A 21,487-nucleotide genomic window follows, 5' to 3' on the forward strand; every position below is an offset into this window, starting at 1 on the left:
TGGGGCGGGGTACGGCGGCCCCCCACAGGCCCGCCGCGCCCCGCCCCGGTCTCAACCGCGCGCCCCGGTCACCCGGGTCACGCGTACACCCCGAACTCGTACAGCGAGTACCCGTAGGCCGTGCCGCGCTGCGTCAGATTCAGCCGCACATAGCGGCCGGACCCGTTGACGTCGAACGTCTCCACGCCGCCGGTCGCGGTGGTCGTGCTGTAGATGTCCGTCCACGTGTTGCCGTCGTTGGACACCTGCACCTGGTACGACTTCCCGTAGGCGGACTCCCAGCCGAGCTGGATGTGCTTGATCGCGGTGGTCTGCCCGAGGTCGACCCGCAGCCACTGCGCGTCGGTCCAGTCGGTCGCCCACCGGGTGTCCCAGCGCCCGTCCGTGGTGTTCGACGGCGGGAACGGCGCCCCGTTGCCGGTCTGCTGGTACGAGGACGCGGTCGTCGGCTTGCCGAGCGCCACGTTCGTACCGCCGACCGTCGGCGCCACCACGCGGAACGACTTGGTCTCGATACCGACGTTCCCGTGCCCGTCGAAGGCGTACACGTACACCTTCCACACCCCGAGCGTCTTGGGCGCGGTCACCGTGAACCTGCCGTCGCCGGTCTGCGTGAACGTGACCTGTTGCAGACCGGTCCCGCTGTCCACGTACTTGGTGGAGTACATGAGCTGATACCGGATCAGATCGCCGTCCGGATCGGTCGCCGACGCCGAGACGTCGAAGGTGCCGCCTGCCGGGACGGAACCGCTGTTGCCGACCGTCATCGAGCTGATCACCGGCGGGGTGTTGGCCTGCGGCGTGCCGCCGTAGTCCTTCGCCACCGAGTAGTACATCATCCGGTTCCAGCTCGCCGGGCGGACGTTGAACCACACGCCGCCGAAGTCGTTCTCATTGCCGTAGTGGAAGATCGTGGCGCCGAGTGCCACCCCGGTGTGGCCCGAGATGCAGTTCCACGCGGACAGGTACGCGTCCCGCTTCTGGATGTCCGTCGGCTCGGTGGGCACCCCGTTCGCGTCGTTCGGCACCTCCCACTCGCCGGCCTCGCCGGTCTCGGTGACGATGTACGGCTTGGTGTAACCGCCGTTGATCCAGTCCTGCTTCACATTGCAGACCGCGCCGTAGGAGTTGACCGCGTAGAGGTCGAGCGACGGCGTGTACTGCTTGTAGTACGGCCACGCGCCGGTCCACGCGTCCGTCGACGTCACCGGGTGGTTCGGGTCGATCGTGTGGATCGCCTGCGTCACCTGCTCGACGAACTTCGCGTAGGCGATGCGCTGTTGCTCGATCGCGGCACCCGAGTAGTGGTCCTGCGTGGTGAGGATGACCTCGTTGCCGACGTCCCACATCAGCACGCCCGGGTGGTTCTTGTACGTCGTCACCCAGTTCTTGATGTCGTTGAGCGTGTTGGTCTTGTACGCCGTGTCGTTGACGTAGTCCGCGCCCTGGTTGAGCCAGAAGCCGTTGACCACCTTCAGACCGAACTGCGCGGCGGCGTCCAGCAGCGGCTTGGTGCCCGCGTCGGTGCCCCAGGTGCGCACGGTGTTGACGCCCATCGCCTTCAGGTCACGCATGTGCGCGTTCGCCGTGTCGTTGGACGGACCCCAGGTCATGCCCTTGACGGTGTACGGCGCCCCGTTGACGGTCAGCTTCCAGTTGCCCTGGCCGCCCGTGACGTGCACGTCGCTGGCGCCGGTCGGCACCGGGGGGTCGGTGAGCGGGGTCGGCACGGTGCCCGCGGCGATCTGGGAGACCGTCACGTTGTCGATGCTCAGCGCGCCGCCGGAGGAGGTGTCGGCGGCCGGAGAGGTGCAGCCGCAGACGGAGTTGGGGTAGGAGCCGCCGATCCGGAGGCTGAAGTCCACGAAGACGCCGTGGTGCACGGCCGCCTCCCAGGTCGCGACGCCGACCTGCGACTCGCTGACCTGCCAGATCTGCTTGCCGTCGAGGTAGTAGCGGATCTGCTCGTCGGACTTCGTGCGGTCGATGATCTCGGAGTACGTGTGGTAGCCGGTCTGGCAGCCGGAGCAGGTGGCCAGACCGCTGGTCTTGCCGTTGTACTCGTCGCAGTTGCCGCCGGGCGCGGTGCCGCAGTGCAGGGTCGCCGAGAGCTGCGAACGGCCGTTGACGTTCTCCATGATGTCGCTCTCGCCGACGGCCGGCCACGCGCCGGGGTTGCCCCGGAAGGCGGCGCCCATCGCGCGGAAGGACGGCCAGTAGCCCAGCGCCTTGGCCGGATCCGGCTGCTTGAGCGTGGCGGAGATCTGGAGCTGGCCGCCCGCGGGCGCCGCGAAGTCGGTCCGCTTGGACTCGATCCGGCCGGACGTCCAGGCCGTACCCGACTTCAGGGCCGTCAGGTTGAGGTGGCCGTTGCCGTCGAGGCCCACGTTCGCGGGGGAGTTGGTGGCGGTGTCGACCTCGCCGGTGCCCCAGTTGGCGGGGCCGCCGGGGTAGGCGGTGCCGGTGTCCGTGATCCAGTTGGCGGCGCTGGGCGAGGTGCCGGCCGCGCCGGTGAAGTCGTCGCTCCACACCGTGGTCCAGTTGCCGGGCGGCGGCGTGCCCGTACCGCCGTTGTCACCGCCGGTCGTACCGCCCGTGCCGCCGGAGCCCGCGGTGCCGTACACCTGGAACTCCCACAGCGAGTAGCCGTAGCCGTTGTTGCGCACGGTGCCGTTGATCCGGACGTACCGGCCGGTGCCGCTGACCGTGAGGGTCTGGGTGCCGCCGGTGCCGGTGGTCGTGGAGTAGATCGTCGTCCAGCCGCCGGTGCCGGTGTCGGAGACCTGGATCTGGTACGCCGTCGCGTAGTTCTCCCAGTTCAGCACGACCTTGCTGACGGTGGAGGTGGCGCCGAGGTCGACCTGGAGCCACTGCGGGTCGCTCCAGGCGCTGGCCCAGCGGGTGCCGGCGTCGCCGTCGACCGCGGCGGAGGCCGGGTAACCGGCGCCCTCGGTGCTGGACGCGGTGGCGGGCTTGCCCTGCGAGAGCAGGGTGTCGGCGGCGTGCGCGGCCGTGGTGGGGACGGCGAGCGCGTACAGCGCGAGGCCCATGGCGAGGAGCACCAGAAGGGCCGCGCGCAGCGACGGTGGAAGGGATCTGAACCGGGCGGTCGGTGAGTGTGAGGCTCTCATGCCGATTCTCCTGCGGGGGGAGGTGAGGGAGGGAGGGTGCGGCTCTCCGGGACGGCGGGTTCCGGGGCATGGAGCATTCGGGAGAGCGCTCTCTCAGTGGGCAGATGGTTGCGTCCCGGTTTCCGGGGTGTCAAGGCATCGGACACGAGATGACGACATGTCCCGATCGTTATGCCCTCTAACATCCTGAATCGGCAGGTCTGTTCACCGTCGGAACGTGCGTATCCGGTGCGGATCGGAGTACCGGGTCTTGACACACGCCCGTGCGGGGCGTGAATGTACCGGCATTGGGAGAGCGCTCTCCAAGCGTTCTTTTCCTGCCTGCCCCGGGGTCCCTCCGGCCGCCCCGCCCGTCCGCCCAGAGACCGAGAAATCCGAGGAAGTCCCCATGAGCGACACAGGAAACAGACGCAGGACGTGGCTCGCGGGAGGGGGCGCCGTACTGGCCGCCGCGCTCCTGGCCACCGGCTGCGGAAGCGACTCGACGTCCAAGTCCGGTTCCGGCGACGACGCCAACGCCAAGACCACGCTCACCGTGAACCTGTTCTCGGACTTCGGCTACAAGGACCTCTACGCCCAGTACCACAAGCTCCACCCGAACATCACGATCAAGGAGAACCGCGCCGACCTGGGCGCCCACCACCAGAACCTGCACGCGCACCTGGTCGCGGGCAGCGGCACCGCCGACATCGAGGCGATCGAGATCGGCCAGGTCGCGGGCTTCCAGTCCGAGGCGAGCAAATTCGTCAACTTCCTGGACGAGGGCGTCGACAAGAACCAGTGGGTGCCGTCCAAGACCGCCCCCGCCTCCAGCCGGGACGGCTCCTCGCTCTTCGGCCTCGGCACCGACATGGGCGGCATGGCGCTCTGCTACCGCGCCGACCTCTTCCAGAAGGCCGGGCTGCCCACCGACCGGCAGGCCGTCTCCTCGCTGGTGTCGAGCTGGGACTCCTACTTCTCCACCGGCAAGCAGTTCCTCGCCAAGAGCCCGGACAAGAAGGTCAAGTGGTTCGACGCGGGCAGCAATGTCTTCTCCGCGATGACCGCCCAAGCGCCGCAGGCGTTCTACGACGCGGACGGCAAGGTCGTCGCCGCGTCCAACCCGGCGGTCAAGCAGGCGTTCGACACGGTCGCGGGCGCCATCAATGACGGTGAGTCGGCCGGTATCGCCGCCTTCACCCCCGCCTGGGACACCGGCTTCCGCAAGAGCCAGTTCGCCACCGTGACCTGCCCGGCCTGGATGAGCTACGAGTTCAAGGCCAACCCGCCCGCCGACGGCGGCAAGTGGGACATCGCCACCATCCCCGGCGGCGGCGGCAACTGGGGCGGCTCCTATCTGACGGTGCCCAAGCAGGGCAAGCACACCAAGGCCGCCGTCGAGCTGGCCAAGTGGCTCACCGCGCCCACCCAGGAAGCCTGGCTCTTCAAGAACAAGGGCTTCTTCCCCTCCGACCAGGCACTGTGGACCTCGCCCGACATCGCGAACCTCACCGACCCGATGTTCAACGGCGCGCCCACCGGCAAGATCTTCTCCGACTCCGCGAAGAACCTGAAGCCGCAGCCGCTCGGCCCGCACGGCGCCGACATCGGCAACATCTACGGCAACGCCCTGGTCTCGGTCGAACAGGGCAAGGCGAGCGTGGACAAGGCGTGGAGCAACGCCAACGCCGAGATCAAGAACATCGGCGAGTAGTGCCCGGCCGGCGGGCACGGGTGCCGGGCGCCGCTCGCGCCGCCCATGACCCGCCGGTCCCGGCACCACCCTTCCGGCGTCCCGGAGCCGGGCCCCGAGCCCGGACTCCCGGACCGAAGTGGCCGCCGGATCGCGGCGGGCGGCCACCGGATCCCGCCGTCCGCGCGGGCCGCTGTCCCGAGCGGGCCGCGCGGACGGTGGGGCACGACGGGAGCCGGCCCCGAACGTGAGGTCCTCAGATCCTCCGGTTCCCTGACCGCCCCGAGGTTCCCGTTCCGGGCCGCTCGCGCCACTCGACGGGCCGGCGGGGGTTGCGCACCCTTCCCACTCCCCGCCCACCGCGTACCCCCCGCCGGCCACCAACCAGGAGCAGATGCATGGCCGTCTCGACCGGCACCCCGCCCGCCGCCTCGCAGGACAATCCCTCGCCCGGAAAGGCGGCGCCCGACTTCGCCCCCGCCAAGGGGGCCCGCTGGCACCGGGCCGAGCGGCGCCTGTCGCCGTACTTCTACATCTCGCCGTTCTTCCTCGTCTTCGGCGTCTTCGGCCTGTTCCCCCTGCTCTACACGGCGTATGTGTCGCTCACCGCCTGGCGGGCCGACACCGACGGCAGCAGGCACACCTTCGTCGGCCTCGACAACTACCGCACCCTGCTGCACGACCAGTTCTTCTGGAACGCGCTGCGCAACACCCTCGGCATCGGCGTGCTCTCCACCGTCCCGCAACTGCTGCTCGCGCTGGGCCTGGCCCACCTGCTCAACTACCGCCTGCGGGGCCGCACTTTCATCCGGATGGGCGTGCTGCTGCCCAACGTCACCTCGGTCGCGGCCGTCACGATCATCTTCGTCCAGCTCTTCGGCCGCGACTTCGGCCTGGTCAACTGGTTCCTCGGCCTCTTCGGCGTCCCGCACACCGACTGGCAGGCGGGCACCTGGTCCTCCTGGATCGGCATCTCCACCATCGTCACCTGGCGCTGGACCGGCTACAACGCGCTGATCTACCTCGCCGCGATGCAGGCCGTCCCCTTCGAGCTGTACGAGGCCGCCGCGATCGACGGGGCCAGCCGGTGGCGGCAGTTCAGGTCCATCACCATCCCGGTGCTGCGCCCCACCATCTTGTTCACCGTCATCACCTCGACCATCGGCGCGCTCCAGATGTTCGGCGAGCCACTGCTGTTCAGCGCCAGCCAGACCCCGATGGCGGGCGGCTCGCAGCACCAGTTCCAGACGATGGCGCTGTACTCGTACGACCAGTTCTGGGGGAAGTTCAAATACGGCTACGGCGCCGCGATCTCCTGGGCGATGTTCCTGGTCATCGTCGTGATCGTCGCCGTCAACTTCCTTCTGGCCCGCCGCATGAAGGGAGTCGAGGCCGCATGACCACCCTGCCGCTCACCAAGCGCCCCCGCCGCCGATCCGGCCGGGACCGTCAGCTCTCGGCCGGCAAGGGCGTCTACGTCGCGCTCGCCGTCGTCGTCGGACTCTCGGTCTTCCCGCTGTACTGGACGCTGGTCGCCGCCTCGCGGGACAACGCCGCGCTCAGCCAGGTGCCGTCCGCGCTGCTGCCCGGCAGCCACCTCCTGTCCAACCTGCGCCGGGCGTTCGACCAGGCCGACATGCAACTGGCCCTGGTCAACTCGCTGATCGTGGCCGGCACGGTCACCGTCTCGGTGGTGCTGACCTCCACGCTCGCCGGATTCGCCTTCGCCAAGCTGCGGTTCCCCGGCCGGAGTCCGCTGCTGGGCTCCGTGGTGGCGACGATGATGGTCCCCACCCAGCTCGGCATCATCCCGCTCTACATCATGATGGCGAACTGGCTGCACTGGGCGAACCACCTCCAGGCGCTCATCGTGCCCGCCGCCGCCAACGCCTTCGGCGTGTTCTTCATGCGGCAGTACCTGGTCACGGCCATCCCCGACGAACTGCTCGACGCGGGCCGGATGGACGGCTGCACGACCCGGGGCCTGTACTGGCACATCGCACTGCCCGCCGCCCGCCCGGCGATGGCGGTGCTCGGCATGCTCACCTTCATGGCCAGTTGGAACGACTTCTACTGGCCCAAGGTGGTCATGACCCAGCAGAACCCCACGGTGCAGCTCTCGCTGTCCGAACTGGCCAGCGGCTACATCCAGGACTACTCCCTGGTGCTCACCGGGGCGCTCGTCTCCAGCCTGCCGATCATCGCGGTCTTCCTGCTGATGGGCCGTCAAATCCTGGACGGCATCATGCAGGGGGCCATGAAGGGATGACCATGATCACTCCCGAGTCCGAGTCCCTGCCCCTTCCCGGGCCCGCGACGCTGTCCGATCCCGCGTCGGGGAACGGGTCGGGGCCCGCGCCGGGGTCCGCGTCGGAGGCGGAACCCGCCCCGTCCGACGCGGAGTTGGACGCGCTCGTCGCCAAGCTCGACCTCCCCGCCAAGGTCCGGCTGCTCTCCGGCGCCAGTTCCTTCAGGACGCAGGGCGAACCGGCCGTCGGCCTGCGGGAGATGGGCGTGTCCGACGGGCCCGCGGGCGTACGCGGCGAGCGCTGGGACGAACGCGACACCGCGCTCGTCCTGCCGTCGCCGACCGCGCTCGCGGCGAGCTGGGACGAGGAACTCGTCGCCGAACTGGGCGGTCTGCTCGCCGCGGAGGCCCGCCGCAAGCAGATCGACATCATGCTCGCCCCCACCCTCAACCTGCACAGGACCCCGGCGGCCGGACGGCACTTCGAGTGCTACTCCGAGGACCCGCTGCTCACCGGACGCACGGCCGCCGCGTACATCCGCGGCGTCCAGGCCGGCGGCGTCGCGGCCACCGCCAAGCACTACGTGGCCAACGACTCGGAGACCGAACGCCTGACGCTGGACGCCCGCGTCGACGAACGCACCCTGCGCGAGGTGTACATGGCGCCCTTCGAGGCCGCGGTGCGCGCGGGCGTGTGGGTGGTGATGTCCGCGTACAACGCGGTCAACGGCGTCACCATGTCCGAGAGCCCGCTGCTGGCCGAACCGCTCAAGGGCACCTGGGGCTTCGACGGGGTCGTGGTCTCCGACTGGGGCGCGGTCCGGTCCACCGAGGAGTCGGCGCTCGCCCCGCAGGACCTCGCGATGCCGGGGCCGCACCCGCTGTGGGGCGAGCCGCTGGTGGCGGCGGTCCGCGAGGGCCGGGTGCCCGAGACGGTGATCGACGACAAGGTCCGCCGATTCCTGCGGCTCGCCGCACGGGTCGGTGCGCTGGAGGGCTTCCAGGGGACCTTGTCACCCCTGGAAGCCCACGGCGAAACACGAGCGACCCCCACGGCACCGACCGCCGCGCCGGTCGTGTCCGACGACGCCCGCGCCCTGCTGCGCCGCGCGGTCGCCGCCGCGAGCGTCCTGCTGCGCAACGAGGGCGGGCTGCTGCCGCTCGACCCGGCCCCCCGACGAAGGAGCGGCCAGGACGGTCCGGACGGCGGGCCGCCGCGGATCGCCGTACTCGGCCCGAACGCCGCCGCCGCGCGCGTCCAGGGCGGCGGCAGCGCGGGCGTCTTCCCGATCGAGGTCGTCTCGCCGCTCGACGGCATCAGGGACGCGGTCGGCGACGGCGCCGAGGTCGTGCACGCCGAGGGCGTCGTCCTCACCACCCGCCCGACCCCGCTGCACAGCGGCAACTCCCGCGACCCGCGCAGCGGCGCACCCGGCGTCCTGGTCCGCTACCTCGCCGCCGACGGCGCCGAGATCCACGCCGAGCACCGGCTCAGCGGCCGGATCCTGGAGTCGGGCGACGCGCCGGAACTCGCCGCCACCGCGGCGGCCGTCGAGGTCAGCGCCCTGGTCACACCGGATGTCACGGGGGAGTGGCGGTTCGCCGTCGTCGGCCTCGGCGCGGTCACACTGCGGGCGGACGGCGAGACGCTGATCGACACCTATGTGCGGCCCGAATCGCGGGACCCCACATATGTCCATGTCACACCGTCCTTCCGGGTGGCGTCCCGGCAGGTGACGGCGGGCGGTGAACTGCTGCTGGTCGCCACCCGGCACTGGGAGGCGGACGACGGCTTCGCGGTCGCGCTGGCCGCCGACCCGCCGCGCCGCGACGAGGACGAGTCGATCGCCGAGGCCGTGGCGCTGGCCCGCGACGCGGACGTGGCCGTCGTGGTCGTCGGCACCACCGACGAGATCGAGAGCGAGGGCTTCGACCGTACGTCGCTCGCGCTCCCCGGCCGCCAGGACGAACTCGTCGCCGCGGTCGCCGCCGCCAACCCCCGTACCGTGGTGATCGTCAACTCCGGCGGACCGGTCGAACTGCCCTGGCGGGAGAGCGTCCCCGCGGTGCTGCTGAGCTGGTTCCCCGGCCAGGAGGCCGGACACGGCCTGGCCGACGTACTGTTCGGCCACGCCGAGCCCGGCGGGCGGCTGCCCACCACCTGGGCCGGACTCGCCGAGGGCGCGCCCCTGCCGTCCACCACTCCCGCAGACGGTGTGCTGCCGTACGAGGAAGGGCCGTATATCGGCCATCGTGCGTGGCGCAGGGCGGGCGCGGAACCCGCGTACTGGTTCGGTCACGGGCTCGGCTACACCACCTGGGACTACCGGCTGCTCGACGTGCCCGAGGCGGTGGACGAGACCTCGGGCCACGGCGAAGCCGCAGGTGAGGACGGGGAACGGGACATCGTGGTACGGGTCGCGCTGCGCAACACCGGGGCGCGTGCCGGCCGCGAGGTCGTCCAGGTCTACCTCGGTACCGGGCCCGACGGCGACTATGACAACGGTGGACCGCGACTGGCCGGATTTACCGCGGTCCGGGCCGAGCCCGGTGAGGATGTCGTGGCGGAAGTTCACGTGGCAGCAAGGTCGTTCCAGCGGTGGTCACCCGCGGAAGGACGCTGGCGGAGCCGCCCGGCCCCGTACACGCTGTACGCCGGGCCCACGGCCGCCCGGCTGCCGCTCTCCGCGCCACTGGCGTTCTGAGAGAACGCACCGAGACCGGGGCGCCCCCCTCACCTGACAGTCGGGGGCGTCCCCCGGGCACACTCCGGCCCGGTCCTGATCCGGTGGAGCCTGGGGGTTCCTGAGGGATCCTGAGGGGGATTGATTGCCCGGACCGGCGAACCGTAAGGTCAACGCGTCCCGGCAACACATCCGATGTATCGTCTCGCGAGGACGCGCCCCATGCCCATGCAGCCCTGGTTCGCCGACGCCAAGCTCGGCATCTTCATCCACTACGGGATCTACGCCGTCGACGGCGTCCCCGAGTCGTGGTCCTTCTACACCGGGCAGGTCACCCGGGAGCGGTACATGAAACAGCTCGCGGGGTTCACCGCCGCCGCGTACGAACCGGACGACTGGGCGCGGCTGTTCGCCCGCGCCGGCGCCCGCTACGCCGTGCTGACGGCCCGTCACCACGACGGCGTGGCCCTGTGGGACACCGCCCGCGAGGACGGCCTGTCCGTCACCCGCGACACCCCCGCGGGCCGCGACCTGCTCGGCGGCTACGCCGACGCGCTGCGCGCCGAAGGGCTCAAGGTCGGCTTCTACTACTCCCACTCCGACTGGTCGCACCCCGACTACCCGTCCGTACGGCACCCCGACCCCGACCCGGTCCAGGCCGCCGTCAACGACAACCCGCTCAGCGCCCCCGCACCGGGCGCGGAGGACCCCGCCGCCTGGCGGCGCTACCTCGGCTACCGCGACGCCCAGGTCGTGGAACTGGCCGAGCGGTACCGCCCCGACCTGCTGTGGTTCGACGGCGAGTGGGAGCGCGCCGAGGAGCAGTGGGGCATCGACACGCTGGCCGACGCCGTCCTCGCGGTCAACCCCGAGACGGTCTTCAACGCCCGGATGTTCAGCCGCGGCGACTACGCGACCCCCGAGCAGGGCGTCCCGCTCCAGGCCCCCGACGGCCCCTGGGAGCTGTGCCTGACCGTCAACGACTCCTGGGGCTACCAGGGCCACGACGACCACCAGAAGTCGGTCGGCCAGCTCGTGCGCTACTTCACCGAGACGATCGGCGCGGGCGGCAATCTGCTGCTGGACGTCGGCCCGCGCGAGGACGGCACGATCACCGCGGAGCAGGCGGCCCGCCTCGAAGGGCTCGGCGACTGGATCGCCCGGCACTCCGCCGCCGTCTACGGCACCGTCGCCGGACTCCCGGCCGGCCACCACTACGGTCCGAGCACCCTCTCCGCCGACCGCCGCACCCTCTACCTGACCTGCTTCGACGCCCCGCGTGAGACGGTCTCACTGCGCGGCCTGCGCAACGCCGTACGCCGCGTGACCGTGGTGGGCACCGGTGCCGAACTCGGCCACGAGGTCACCGGCGGCCTGCACGACGTACCGGGAGTGCTGTGGATCGACGCGCCCTCGGCGGGCGACGTGGACGAGCACGCCACCGTGCTGGCCGTGGAACTGGACGGCGAACTCGACCTCTACCAGGGGACGGGACGGGTGTGAGGAGTGGTCCAAGGACGGTCGCGGGTCGGTGGGAAGGGGTGAGTTAACCCGTAAGCATCCGATGTCTTGGTTCCTGGGGAGTGCTCCCCAAAGCGGAGAGTGGGTGATCTGGCACTATGTGCCCTGTACTGCGCTCTCCCGGGGGTGCCGTGTCCGACCGACATCGTGGAGGGAGCCCGGTGACGCGCGACGTGGGCCGGACGACGAGGGACCTGCGTCGGCACAACCGCACATCGGTGCTGACCCGGCTCTATCTGCACGGCCCCGCCAGCCGCTACGACCTGATGCGCGCCACCGGGCTCAGCTCCGCCACCGTCAGCAACGTCGTCACCGACCTGGTCGCGGACGGCCTCGTCGCCGAGGCGGGACTGCTCGACTCCGACGGCGGCCGTCCCCGCACGCTCCTCGAAGTGCGGCCCGGATACGGGCAGGTGGCCGGGGTCGACATCGGCGAGACCCACGTCCAGGTCGGGCTCTTCGACTGGACGCTCGACACCCTCGCCACCGCCACCTACCCGATGGACACCGGACGGCCCGACCCCGCGGTGCTGGCCGGGCTCGTGACGGCGGGCATCGAGGAAGTCACCGCCAAGGCGGGCGTCGACACCGGCACCCTGCTCGGCGTGGGCGTCGGCGTGCCCGGCGCCGTCCTGCCCGACGGCTCGGTCCACGCGCCGACCCTCGGCTGGTCGGACGTCCCCTTCGACGCGCTGCTCAGGCCGCACATCGCCGCGCCCCTGCACCTCGACAACTGCGCCCGCACGCTCGGCCAGGCCGAGATGTGGCGCGGCGCGGGCCGGGGCGCCGAACGCGCCATCGTCGCGCTGCTCGCGGTCGGCGTCGGCGCCGCCGTCGCCACCGGCTCGCCCGGCGGCGTCACCAGCACCACCAGCGAGTGGGGCCACACCGTCGTCGAGGCGGGCGGCGCCGCGTGCCGCTGCGGCTCCCACGGCTGCCTCGAGGCGTACGTCGGCGCCGACGCCATCCTCGGCCACTACGGGCGCATCCCCGGCGCCCCCGAACTCCCCGGCGTCGGCACCGAGGCGCGCGTCGCCGCGCTGGTCGCCGCCGCCTCCCGGCCGGGCCCGGCCGCCGACACGGTCCGCTGGACCGCGGAGTACCTGGGCATCGGCATCGCCAACCTGATCAATCTGCTCAGCCCCGACCGCGTCATCCTCTCCGGCTGGGTCAGCGGCGCCATGGGCCCGACGATGCTCCCCGCCGTACGCGACGCGATGCGCCGCCACACGCTCGACTACCTGGCGGCGGGCACGGCGGTGGAACTGGGCCGCCTGGGCCCGGAGGCGGTGGCGCTGGGCGCGGCGACGCTGCCGGTGCACGGGGTGTTGACGGGGGGGTAGGGGGCGGTTCGCGTCTGGTCGGTGGTGCGGGGGCGCGGCGGCGGGGAGCGGTCTTGGGTGAGCTCAGCGTGGCGGTGAACCGTGGGTGGGAGCCGTCTTGCGTTGGCGCACCGTCCTTCCCCTTTTTTGCCGCCCTCTCGCCTCCGGCGGCTTAGATCCGGTGTCGACGGTCGATCGTGCTCGCTCCCTCGTTCCTCGGTCGCTGTGCGCGTTCTCCCTTTCGACACCGGCGCCGCCTTTGGCTCGCTGGCTACCGGCGAACCCCACCGCGCAGCGGTGCCGCAGGGGCGCAGCCCCTCACGCAAACGCACCCCACCGGCGAACCCCGGCGCGCAGCGGTGCCGTAAGGGCGCAGCCCCTCGTGCAGGGGCACCCGTGCGGCGAACCGCGGGGCGGGGCGGTGGGCTGGTGGGGAATCGGCTGGGGGATGTGGGGCCCGGGAAAAAGTTGTGTGCGACGGATTGACCGGTGATCGGTCGCTACTTAGTTTAAGTCCAAGAAAAAGGCGGCTCATTTCGTTATCCCCTTCCTTGGAGAACGTATGCCCTCGCATCCCGGAGACGGTCGGCTGTACATCGACGGCGAGTTCGTGGCGGCGGCGTCGCGGAGGAGCGGGGTGGTGGAGGAGAAGGCGACGGGGCGGGAGATCGGGCGGTACGCGCTGGGGGCGGCGGAGGACGTGGACCGGGCGGTGGCGGCGGCGCGGGCGGCGCAGCCGGGGTGGGCGGGGCTGGCGGCGCCGGAACGGGGCCGGTATGTGCGGGAGTTGGGGCGGTATCTGGAGGACCGGTTCGGGGAGCTGGTCGAGCAGAGCATGCGGGAGACGGGCGGGGTGAGGGCGAAGGCCGAGGACGAGGTGGGGACGAGCGTGCGGCAGCTCGCCTTGTCGGCGGTGCAGGTGAGCGAGAACGCGGGGGAGATCCTGCCGCCCTACAAGGCGGGGAAGCTGTCGCTGTCGCGGGTGGTGCCGCTCGGGGTGCTGGGGCTGATCACGCCGTGGAACTACCCGATGAATCTGGCGATGCGGGCGGTGGCGCCGGGGTTGGCGTTCGGGAACACGGTGGTGCTGAAACCGGCGGAGCTGACGCCGGTGATCGGGGGGCAGGTGCTGGCGGAGGCGGCCGAGCATGTGGGGCTGCCGCGCGGGGTGTTGAACGTGGTGACGGGGGAGGGCCCGGAGGCCGGGTGGGCGTTGGCGCGGCATCAGGGGGTGGACATGCTGGACTTCACCGGGTCGCGGGAGGTGGGGCTGGCGATCAGCCGGGCGGCGGCGGGGGAGTTGCGGGACATCCGGCTGGAGTTGGGCGGCAGCAACGCGTTCGTGGTGCTGGACGACGCGGATGTGGAACTGGCCGCGGACTGCGCGATGGTGGCGTCGCTGGAGTTCCAGGGGCAGACGTGCATCAGCGCCAGTCGGCACATCGTGCAGCGGGCCGTCGCGGACGCGTATGTGGAGGCCGTGGTGCGGCGGGCGGCGGCGCTGAAGGTGGGGGACCCGTTCGACGCGGGGAACGCGTTGGGACCGCTGATCAGCCGGGCGCAGCTCGACCGGCTGCACCGCACGATCGTGGAGCCGTCGCTGGCGATGGGCGCGCGGCTGGTGACCGGCGGCACGTACGAGGGGCTGTTCTACCGGCCGACGGTGCTGACCGGGGTGACGCCGCGGATGCCCGCGTTCCGGGAGGAGGTCTTCGGGCCGGTGATCCCGGTGACGGTGGTCGACACCGAGGAGGAGGCCGTGGCGCTGACCAACGGCCTTCCCATGCTGATGAATTCGGTCTTCACGCGGGATCTGATCCGCGGTCTGTCCGTCGCGGAGCGGCTCGCGGCGGGCGAGGTGCACGTCAACGACGCGCACGCCAGGCACGGCGCGGAGAACCAGATGCCCGGCTTCACGCGGCGGCAGTGGATCGGCCTCCAGCGCACGCCGTTGAACCTTCCCGACTGGGCCACCGCGCCCGCCACTGACGAGAGCTGAGGAACCACCCCATGGGCGTGACACGGACAAGAGCCGCCGTTGTGCTGGTGGCGGCAGGGCTGCTGGTGACGACGGCTGCCTGTGGCGGCGGATCGGACAAGAAGTCCGGCCAGGAGCCGAGCGGGAAGGGCAAGGTCGAACTGTCCTTCTGGGACTGGGACCCGAACATGGACAAGGTCGTCGCCAAGTGGAACACGGCGCACCCCGAGATCCACGTGAAGCTCTCCAACCCGGCGGGCGGTGACCAGTTGGTCGCCAAGATGATCACCGCGCACGAGGCGAAGAACGGTCCGGACATCGCCAAGGTCGAGTACCAGTCGTTGCCCGCGCTGGTCTCCAAGGGCGTCGTGCGGGACATCACCGAGTACACCAAGGACACCGTCGGGAAATTCGACCAACCGACCCTGAAGAGCACGGTGTTCGAGGGCAAGGTGTACGGCGTCCCGCAGGACGTCGCCCCGCTGATGCTCTTCTACCGCGCCGACCTGTTCACGAAGTACGGCCTGGCCGTACCGACGACGTGGGACGCGTACGCGGCGGCGGCCAGGACGCTGCGGGCCAAGGCGCCCAAGGCGTATCTGACCAACTTCGACGCGGCGGACCCCGGTTGGTTCACCGGCCTCGCGCAGCAGGCGGGCGCCGACTGGTGGACCACCAGCGGAACCACCTGGAAGGTCGACATCGCGGGCGCGCCCACGGTGAAGGTCGCGGACTACTGGCAGGGCCTGGTCGACGACGGCGTGATCGCCAAGAATCCGTCGTTCAGCCCGCAGTGGAACAAGCAGATGAACGACGGGACGCTGCTCACCTGGATCTCCGGCGCCTGGGCGCCCGCGCAGATCGGCGGCATCGCGCCCGCCACCAAGGGCAAGTGGGCGGTCGCGCCGCTGCCCGCGTGGACGGCCGGAGACCCCGCCACCGGCATCTGGGGCGGCTCCGCCACCACCGTCACCAGCGACTCCCGGCACCCGGCCGAGGCCGCCGCGTTCGCGTCCTGGCTGAACACCGACGACGCGGCGGTCACCGAGCAGGTCAAGCAGATCAACGTCTATCCCGCCGCCACCGCGGGCCGCTCGCTGCCCGTGCTCCAGGCCGCGCCCGCGTTCTTCCCGAACCAGCCGGACTTCTACGCGCAGGTCAAGAAGGTCGCGCCGGCCGCGCGCAGCTTCCCGATGTGGGGACCCGACGTCACCGTGACCTTCACCGGCTACACCGACAACTTCAGCAAGGCGCTCCAGGGCGGCGGTTCGTTCAAGGGCGCGCTCGACGCCATGCAGAGCGCCACCGTCGCGGACATGAAGAAGCTCGGATTCACGGTCGGCTGATGGAGCGTCAGACGACCACCGCGCGCAGGACCGGCCGGTTCCCGTATCTGCTGGTCCTGCCCGCCGTCCTGCTCTTCGCCGCCTTCGTCGTGGCCCCCGGGGTCTACGCGCTGCTGCTCAGCTTCCAGCGCCGCAAGGTCAACGGCGGGCTGCTCGGCGGCGGCACCCACACCGTATGGGCGGGTCTGGCCAACTACCGTGACGTGCTGGGGGATTCCGACCTCTGGTCGGGTGTCACGCGGATGCTGGCGCTCGGCGCGATCACCGTGCCGGGGACGGTGTTCCTCGCGCTGCTGTTCGCGGTGCTGCTCGACATGGAACGCACCCGGCTCAAGCGGATCACCCGGCTGACGATCTTCCTGCCGTACGCGGTCCCCGGCGTGATCGCCTCGCTGATGTGGGGCTTCCTCTACCTGCCCGCCACCAGCCCGATCGGCGGCGACCACGTCGACTTCTTCGGGCGGACCGCGGTCTTCTTCTCGGTCGCCAACGTGGCGGTGTGGGGCGCGGTCGGCTTCAACATGATCGTGATCTACACGGCGCTGCGCGCGCTGCCCGCCGAACTCCACGAGTCGGCGCGGCTGGACGGCGCGACCGAGTGGCAGATCGTGCTGCGGATCAAGGTGCCGCTGGTCATGCCCGCGGTGGTGATGTGCTGCCTGTTCACGGTGCTCGCCGCGCTCCAGGTCTTCAACGAGCCCAACACCCTCAAGCCGCTGTCCAACGCCGTCTCCTCCACCTGGGTGCCGCTGATGAAGATCTACGACGACGCCTTCGGCAACTCCGACATCCACGCGGCGGCGGCCACCTCCGTCGTCCTGACCGTCGCCGCGCTCGCCGTCTCCTTCGTGACCGCGCGCGTCATCCAGTCCCGGGTCCAGCGGGAGGCCAAGTGACCACCGTGACCACCGCGCCCGCGGGCGCCCCGCCGTGCGAGAGCCAGGAGCGCGGCACCCCGGCCCCCCGCCCCCGCATCGCGTTCCTCCCCACCGCCGCGCTCGTCCTCGGCGCGCTCTACTGCGTCGTGCCCACGCTCTGGATCCTGATCGCGGCCACCAAATCCCGCACCAAACTCTTCTCCACCGCCACCTACGTCCCCTCGCCCGACCTCGGACTGCTGCGCAACATCAGAGACTTGACGGACTATCAGCACGGCATCTTCTGGCGCTGGATGCTCAACAGCTTCTTCTACGCGGCGGTCGGCGGCCTGCTCGCCTCCTTCGTCTCCGCCGCCACCGGATACGCGCTGGCCAAATACGCCTTCCGCGGCCGTACCGCGCTGTTCAACACGATCCTCGCCGGAGTTCTGCTGCCGCAGATCCTGCTCGCTGTGCCGCAGTATCTGCTGCTGTCCAAGGCCGGCATGACGGACAGTCTGATCGGCGTGCTGCTGCCGCAGTTGTTCAACCCGTACGGCATCTACCTGTGCCGGATCTACGCCGCCGCCGCGGTGCCCGACTCGCTGCTGGAGGCCGGGCGGATCGACGGCGCGGGCGAGGCCCGGCTGTTCTTCTCCGTGGGGCTGCGGCTGATGGGCCCCGGCCTGGTCACGGTGTTCCTGCTCCAGTTCATCGCGATCTGGAACAACTTCCTGCTGCCGTACGTGATGCTCACCAGCGACGACAAATTCCCGCTCACCGTGGGTCTGTACAGCCTGCTGCGGCACGGCGCCGACGAGGCGTCGCTGTACTCGCTGGTGGTGACCGGCACGCTGCTGTCGGTCGTTCCCGTGATCGCGCTCTTCCTGTCGCTCCAGCGGTTCTGGCGAATCGATCTGGTGACGGGGGCGCTCAAGTAGGGTTCCTGGCTCGCGCCTGTGCCGGGTCCCCGCTCCTGTGCGGGCTTCATTTCTTGAAGCCCGCACAGGGGATTGACGGCGCCGCGCTATGAGGAGTTAATTCCCCTAGCCGTTCATGGGAGCGCTCCCACTCAGCGTCGCCCGGACAGCGCCCGCACTCCGTCCCGCCGTACCGAGGAGTCCACCCGCATGCCCGCACGCGTCCGCGCACGTACCGCCCGTACGCTCGTCACCGCCGCCACGGCCACCGCCGCGCTGGCCGCCGTCGCCGTCGCCCCGGCGCACGCGACGACCGGTCACGGCACGAACCCCGCCCCGCGCCCGCCCGCCGCGCTCTACACCCCGCCCGCCAACGCGGACGGGAACCGGCAGATCCTGGACCTGCTGCGGCACGGGCAATTCCGGGACGCGGCAGGGGTGTTGGCGATGACCCTGACCCCGCAGGCCGTCTGGTACGGCGACGGGACACCCGCCCAGGTGGAGAGCTCGGTCCACAAGACCGTCACCGACGCCGCCCGCCGCCACGCGCTGCCGGTGCTCGCGCTCTACAACATCCCCGGCCGCGACTGCGCCCAGTACTCGGCGGGCGGCGCCGCCAACACCGCCGAGTACGAGGCGTGGATCGACGCCGTCAAACGCGGCATCGGGGCGCAGCCCGCCACGGTGATCCTCGAACCCGACTCGCTGGCGCTGCTCCCGTCCGACTGCGGCGCCGACGACGCGCAGGGCACCCTTACGGCCGCGCGCTACGACGAAATCCACTACGCCGTCGAGGCGTTGGAGCCGCAGGCGGGCACCAAGGTCTACCTGGACGCGGGCCACAGCGGCTGGCACAACGTCAACGACATCGTCCCCCGGCTGGTGGAGGCGGGCGTCGGCGACGCCACCGGCTTCTACCTGAACATCTCCAACTACCGCTCGGACAGCGAACTCGCCTGGTACGGCAAGCTCATCTCGTCCTGCCTCGCCTACGCGGCGGGCGGCGGCGACACCGCCGCCTGCCCCAACCAGTACTGGCCGGTCAACGACGCGCAGACCTGGCTGACCGCGAACGTGCACACCGCGCCGTCCGCCATGAAGCACTTCGTCACCGACACCAGCCGCAACGGCCAGGGCCCCTGGACCCCGCCGTCCGGCGTCTACACCGACGCGCAGGACTGGTGCAATCCCCCCGGCCGCGGCCTCGGGGCCAGGCCGACCCTGAACACCGGCGACCCGCTGGCCGACGCGAAGCTCTGGGTGAAGATTCCGGGCGAGTCCGACGGCCAGTGCACCCGCGGCACCGCGGGCCCGAACGACCCGGAACGCGGCTACGCGGACCCGGCGGCGGGCGCGTGGTTCACCCAGCAGGCGCTGGAACTGGTCCGCCGGGCCAACCCGCCGCTGCTGCCGCACTGATGCCGCCGGCCGCCTTCCCCGCCACCGCGCTCTCCCCGCTCGCGGCAGGGCGGGGAAGGCGGCCGTGCGCTTTCCCGTCCCCGTCCGTCCGACCGCCGCCCACCCGCGCCCACCCGAGCCCGCGCACCGCCGCCGCCCGCTCCCGTGGACCGGAAGGCGACCGTCCGCCGGTCGTGGCGTATGGGGCGCGAGTGACGCTTTCGCCGCTGTGGGCGCTGTGGGGAGTAGAGCCACGCACCGCCCACCGGGAGCGGTCGGCTCGCTGAGCGGAGGCGGTATGCACGGTCCGGCGCGCACACAGTACGGTCCGCCTCCCGGCCGCGCCCGCCGGTTCGCGGGTCCCACGGGCGCGGGCCCGGTACGCCCGCACCCGGAACGACGCACCGCCGAGCCGTCCCGCGCCGGACGGGGTCCGCGGTGACACCTGCCGGGGCCGCGACGCTGTACGAGACGGGACGGCAACCCCGGGGGTCCGGCCGCTCCGGGGGCATGGGCACGATGCGCGGTGCCGCGACGTACGAAGAGGACGCGGTGGTCAGGGCCGGTACGCGACGGCGCGCGGGGACGGACGGCGGGGAACTCGGCCGCGCGGTGACCCGCGCGAGAGCCGGGGACGAGGCCGCGTTCACCGTCGTCTACCGCGAGGTGCAGCCGATGCTGCTCGGCTACCTGCGCGGCCTGGTCGGCGACGACGCCGACGACATCGCCTCCGACACGTGGCACGACATCGTCCGCGACCTGCACGCCTTCCGCGGTGACGGCGCCGCCTTCCGCGGCTGGGCGGCCACCATCGCCAGGCACCGCGCCCTCGACCACGTACGCCGGCTCAAGTCCCGCCCCCGCACCACCGTCCTCGACCCCGCCGCGGCCGAACCGGTCCCGGTGCCCGACTCCGCGGGCACCGCCCTCGACAATCTGTCCACCGCCCGCGCGCTCGCCCTGATCGCCGCGCTCCCGCGCGACCAGGCCGAGGCCGTCCTGCTCCGCGTCGTGATCGGCCTGAGCGCACCCGCGGCGGCCGACGTCCTCGGCAAACGCCCCGGCGCCGTACGCACCGCCGCCTACCGCGGCCTGCGCCGCCTCGCCCAACAGCTGGGCGCCGGAGCCCGCGAGCCGCGCGGCCGCGCGGTGGCGCCCGCGGAATCCGGCGGGGAGGTCGGCACTACGGACGCGGACGTCACGGACCCGGCCGGTACGGGCGCCGGAGGTAAGGACATCGCGCGTGGTGAAACCGCGCGCACGGACATCGCGTGTACGGACTCGGGCGGGCCGGCGGTCGTCGGACGCCGACGGGTCGCGGGCGCGGACGGGCCGGGGCGCGGCGGCGCCGACGAGGTGGTGGGTGACGATGCCGGGGAGGCGTGAGATGGACGACGGACGTGACGTGGGCACCTGGCCGGACCCGGTGACCGCCGAACGGCTGCTGAGCGTCGTCACCAAGGGCGAGTGCCCCGCCGAACCCGGCACCCTCCACGAGGTCGCCGACGCCCGGTTCTTCACACTGCTGCGGCTGCTGACGGCCGCGTCCGGGGACACCGAGGTCGACCCCGAGCGCGAACAGGCCGCGCTGGCCGCCTTCCGGGCCGCGCGCCGTACCGGCGGCGCCGACGAGGGACGGCGGCTGGTGGTGTCGGGGCGGTCCGCGAAGGCGCTGGCCGGGGGACTGGTCGCGGTCTTCGCGGTGAGCGGGGTCGCCGTGGCCGCCGGGACCGGCGTGCTGCCCGGACCCTTCCGCGGCGGCGCCTTCCACGCGGGTCCCCTCGCCGCCGGTGGCGCCGGCGGGACCGCCGACGGACCTGGGGCGGCCGTACCGCGCACGACCCCCCCGCCCGCGCCCGGCACCGACGCGCCCCGCGGCGCCTCGCCGTCCCCCACCGGGGACGACGGGGGACACCGGCACGGCGACCCGCGTGCCCCGCACCACCCCGGCCCGTACAAGCCGTCGGACCGGAACCACCAGGCCGTGCTCAAGGCGCTGTGCCGCGGCTATACGCAGGCCACCCGGCACGGCGGGCACGCCGATCCGTGGCTGGTCGCCCGGCTCCAGGGGGAGGCGGGCCGCAAGGAGCGGATCGCCGACTACTGCCGCCGGGTGCTCGCGCACGGGCAGTCCGCCCCGGCCGCCACGACCGACCCCGTCGACACCGACGGCTACACCTGGCCCACCGGGGGCGCGCCGACCGGGCCGGGCACGTCCGCGCCGCCGTCGCCGGGCGCCACGGCCCCCGGCCAGGACTCCGGCTCGGGCGCGGGGTCGAATTCCGGCTCGGAGCAGGGCTCCGGCGCGGGGTCGAATTCCGGCTCGGACGACTCCTCCGGGCAGGGAAAGAGTGACGAGAACGCGACACACGACCACGGGACGACCGTGAGGTGACCTCCGGAGCGACGA

The 21,487-nt window shown here is 71.8% G+C and carries 13 protein-coding genes and 1 pseudogene; 13 read left to right on the forward strand and 1 reads right to left on the reverse strand.

Annotated features, from left to right (window positions below):
* Positions 1–77: 77 nt before the first annotated feature.
* Positions 78–3,131, reverse strand: a complete 3,054-nt coding sequence (locus ACZ37P_RS11150) for a discoidin domain-containing protein (protein WP_467346124.1) — start codon at positions 3,129–3,131, stop codon at positions 78–80.
* Positions 3,132–3,519: 388 nt separating this feature from the next.
* Between ACZ37P_RS11150 and ACZ37P_RS11155 the strand changes: the two genes are divergently transcribed.
* The 13 genes and pseudogenes from ACZ37P_RS11155 (at position 3,520) to ACZ37P_RS11215 (ending at position 21,472) form a co-directional block, all read left to right on the forward strand.
* Positions 3,520–4,824, forward strand: a complete 1,305-nt coding sequence (locus tag ACZ37P_RS11155; RefSeq protein WP_467346125.1) for an ABC transporter substrate-binding protein — start codon at positions 3,520–3,522, stop codon at positions 4,822–4,824.
* Positions 4,825–5,201: 377 nt separating this feature from the next.
* Entirely contained in the window at positions 5,202–6,203 is a 1,002-nt protein-coding gene (locus ACZ37P_RS11160; protein WP_391045789.1) for a carbohydrate ABC transporter permease, read from the forward strand.
* A complete protein-coding gene (locus tag ACZ37P_RS11165; protein WP_467346127.1) occupies positions 6,200–7,072 on the forward strand; it encodes a carbohydrate ABC transporter permease in 873 nt (290 codons plus the stop codon). The genes ACZ37P_RS11160 and ACZ37P_RS11165 overlap by 4 nt, the downstream gene beginning before the upstream one ends.
* A 2-nt stretch (positions 7,073–7,074) precedes the next feature.
* Positions 7,075–9,756 carry a glycoside hydrolase family 3 C-terminal domain-containing protein gene (locus ACZ37P_RS11170; RefSeq protein WP_467346129.1) on the forward strand — a complete coding sequence of 894 codons (2,682 nt, stop codon included), beginning with the start codon at positions 7,075–7,077 and terminating at the stop codon, positions 9,754–9,756.
* Positions 9,757–9,957: 201 nt separating this feature from the next.
* Positions 9,958–11,238 (forward strand): alpha-L-fucosidase, encoded by a 1,281-nt coding sequence (locus ACZ37P_RS11175; RefSeq protein ID WP_467346131.1) that lies wholly within the window; start codon positions 9,958–9,960, stop codon positions 11,236–11,238.
* A gap of 179 nt (positions 11,239–11,417) precedes the next feature.
* Positions 11,418–12,599 carry an ROK family transcriptional regulator gene (locus ACZ37P_RS11180; protein ID WP_391045781.1) on the forward strand — a complete coding sequence of 394 codons (1,182 nt, stop codon included), beginning with the start codon at positions 11,418–11,420 and terminating at the stop codon, positions 12,597–12,599.
* 541 nt (positions 12,600–13,140) lie between these two features.
* A complete protein-coding gene (locus ACZ37P_RS11185) occupies positions 13,141–14,577 on the forward strand; it encodes an aldehyde dehydrogenase family protein (protein WP_467346133.1) in 1,437 nt (478 codons plus the stop codon).
* A 17-nt stretch (positions 14,578–14,594) separates the two neighbouring features.
* The gene (locus ACZ37P_RS11190) at positions 14,595–15,902 is read left to right on the forward strand and encodes an ABC transporter substrate-binding protein (protein ID WP_355346802.1); all 1,308 of its coding nucleotides are present in this window, start codon (positions 14,595–14,597) and stop codon (positions 15,900–15,902) included.
* Entirely contained in the window at positions 15,902–16,798 is an 897-nt protein-coding gene (locus tag ACZ37P_RS11195) for a carbohydrate ABC transporter permease (protein WP_355346799.1), read from the forward strand. The genes ACZ37P_RS11190 and ACZ37P_RS11195 overlap by 1 nt, the downstream gene beginning before the upstream one ends.
* Positions 16,795–17,700: a carbohydrate ABC transporter permease gene (locus tag ACZ37P_RS11200; protein ID WP_467346136.1), complete on the forward strand. Its 906-nt coding sequence runs from the start codon at positions 16,795–16,797 to the stop codon at positions 17,698–17,700. Before ACZ37P_RS11195 ends, ACZ37P_RS11200 begins: the two co-directional genes overlap by 4 nt.
* A 189-nt stretch (positions 17,701–17,889) precedes the next feature.
* Positions 17,890–19,098 (forward strand): glycoside hydrolase family 6 protein, encoded by a 1,209-nt coding sequence (locus tag ACZ37P_RS11205; protein WP_355346796.1) that lies wholly within the window; start codon positions 17,890–17,892, stop codon positions 19,096–19,098.
* Positions 19,099–19,596: 498 nt separating this feature from the next.
* Positions 19,597–20,199, forward strand: a pseudogene (locus tag ACZ37P_RS11210) (RNA polymerase sigma factor); the annotation flags it as partial.
* A 265-nt stretch (positions 20,200–20,464) separates the two neighbouring features.
* Positions 20,465–21,472 (forward strand): hypothetical protein, encoded by a 1,008-nt coding sequence (locus ACZ37P_RS11215; RefSeq protein WP_467346138.1) that lies wholly within the window; start codon positions 20,465–20,467, stop codon positions 21,470–21,472.
* The last annotated feature ends 15 nt before the right edge of the window (positions 21,473–21,487 follow it).

Source organism: Streptomyces sp. NPDC024632 (assembly GCF_055559175.1).

What these genes read in the sequence shown, in the direction of transcription:
- ACZ37P_RS11150 (WP_467346124.1), bottom strand. Translation starts at nt 3,131, where the DNA reads ATGAGAGCCTCACACTCACCGACCGCCCGGTTCAGATCCCTTCCACCG.
- ACZ37P_RS11155 (WP_467346125.1), top strand. Translation starts at nt 3,520, where the DNA reads ATGAGCGACACAGGAAACAGACGCAGGACGTGGCTCGCGGGAGGGGGC.
- ACZ37P_RS11160 (WP_391045789.1), top strand. Translation starts at nt 5,202, where the DNA reads ATGGCCGTCTCGACCGGCACCCCGCCCGCCGCCTCGCAGGACAATCCC.
- ACZ37P_RS11165 (WP_467346127.1), top strand. Translation starts at nt 6,200, where the DNA reads ATGACCACCCTGCCGCTCACCAAGCGCCCCCGCCGCCGATCCGGCCGG.
- ACZ37P_RS11170 (WP_467346129.1), top strand. Translation starts at nt 7,075, where the DNA reads ATGATCACTCCCGAGTCCGAGTCCCTGCCCCTTCCCGGGCCCGCGACG.
- ACZ37P_RS11175 (WP_467346131.1), top strand. Translation starts at nt 9,958, where the DNA reads ATGCCCATGCAGCCCTGGTTCGCCGACGCCAAGCTCGGCATCTTCATC.
- ACZ37P_RS11185 (WP_467346133.1), top strand. Translation starts at nt 13,141, where the DNA reads ATGCCCTCGCATCCCGGAGACGGTCGGCTGTACATCGACGGCGAGTTC.
- ACZ37P_RS11195 (WP_355346799.1), top strand. Translation starts at nt 15,902, where the DNA reads ATGGAGCGTCAGACGACCACCGCGCGCAGGACCGGCCGGTTCCCGTAT.
- ACZ37P_RS11205 (WP_355346796.1), top strand. Translation starts at nt 17,890, where the DNA reads ATGCCCGCACGCGTCCGCGCACGTACCGCCCGTACGCTCGTCACCGCC.
- ACZ37P_RS11215 (WP_467346138.1), top strand. Translation starts at nt 20,465, where the DNA reads ATGGACGACGGACGTGACGTGGGCACCTGGCCGGACCCGGTGACCGCC.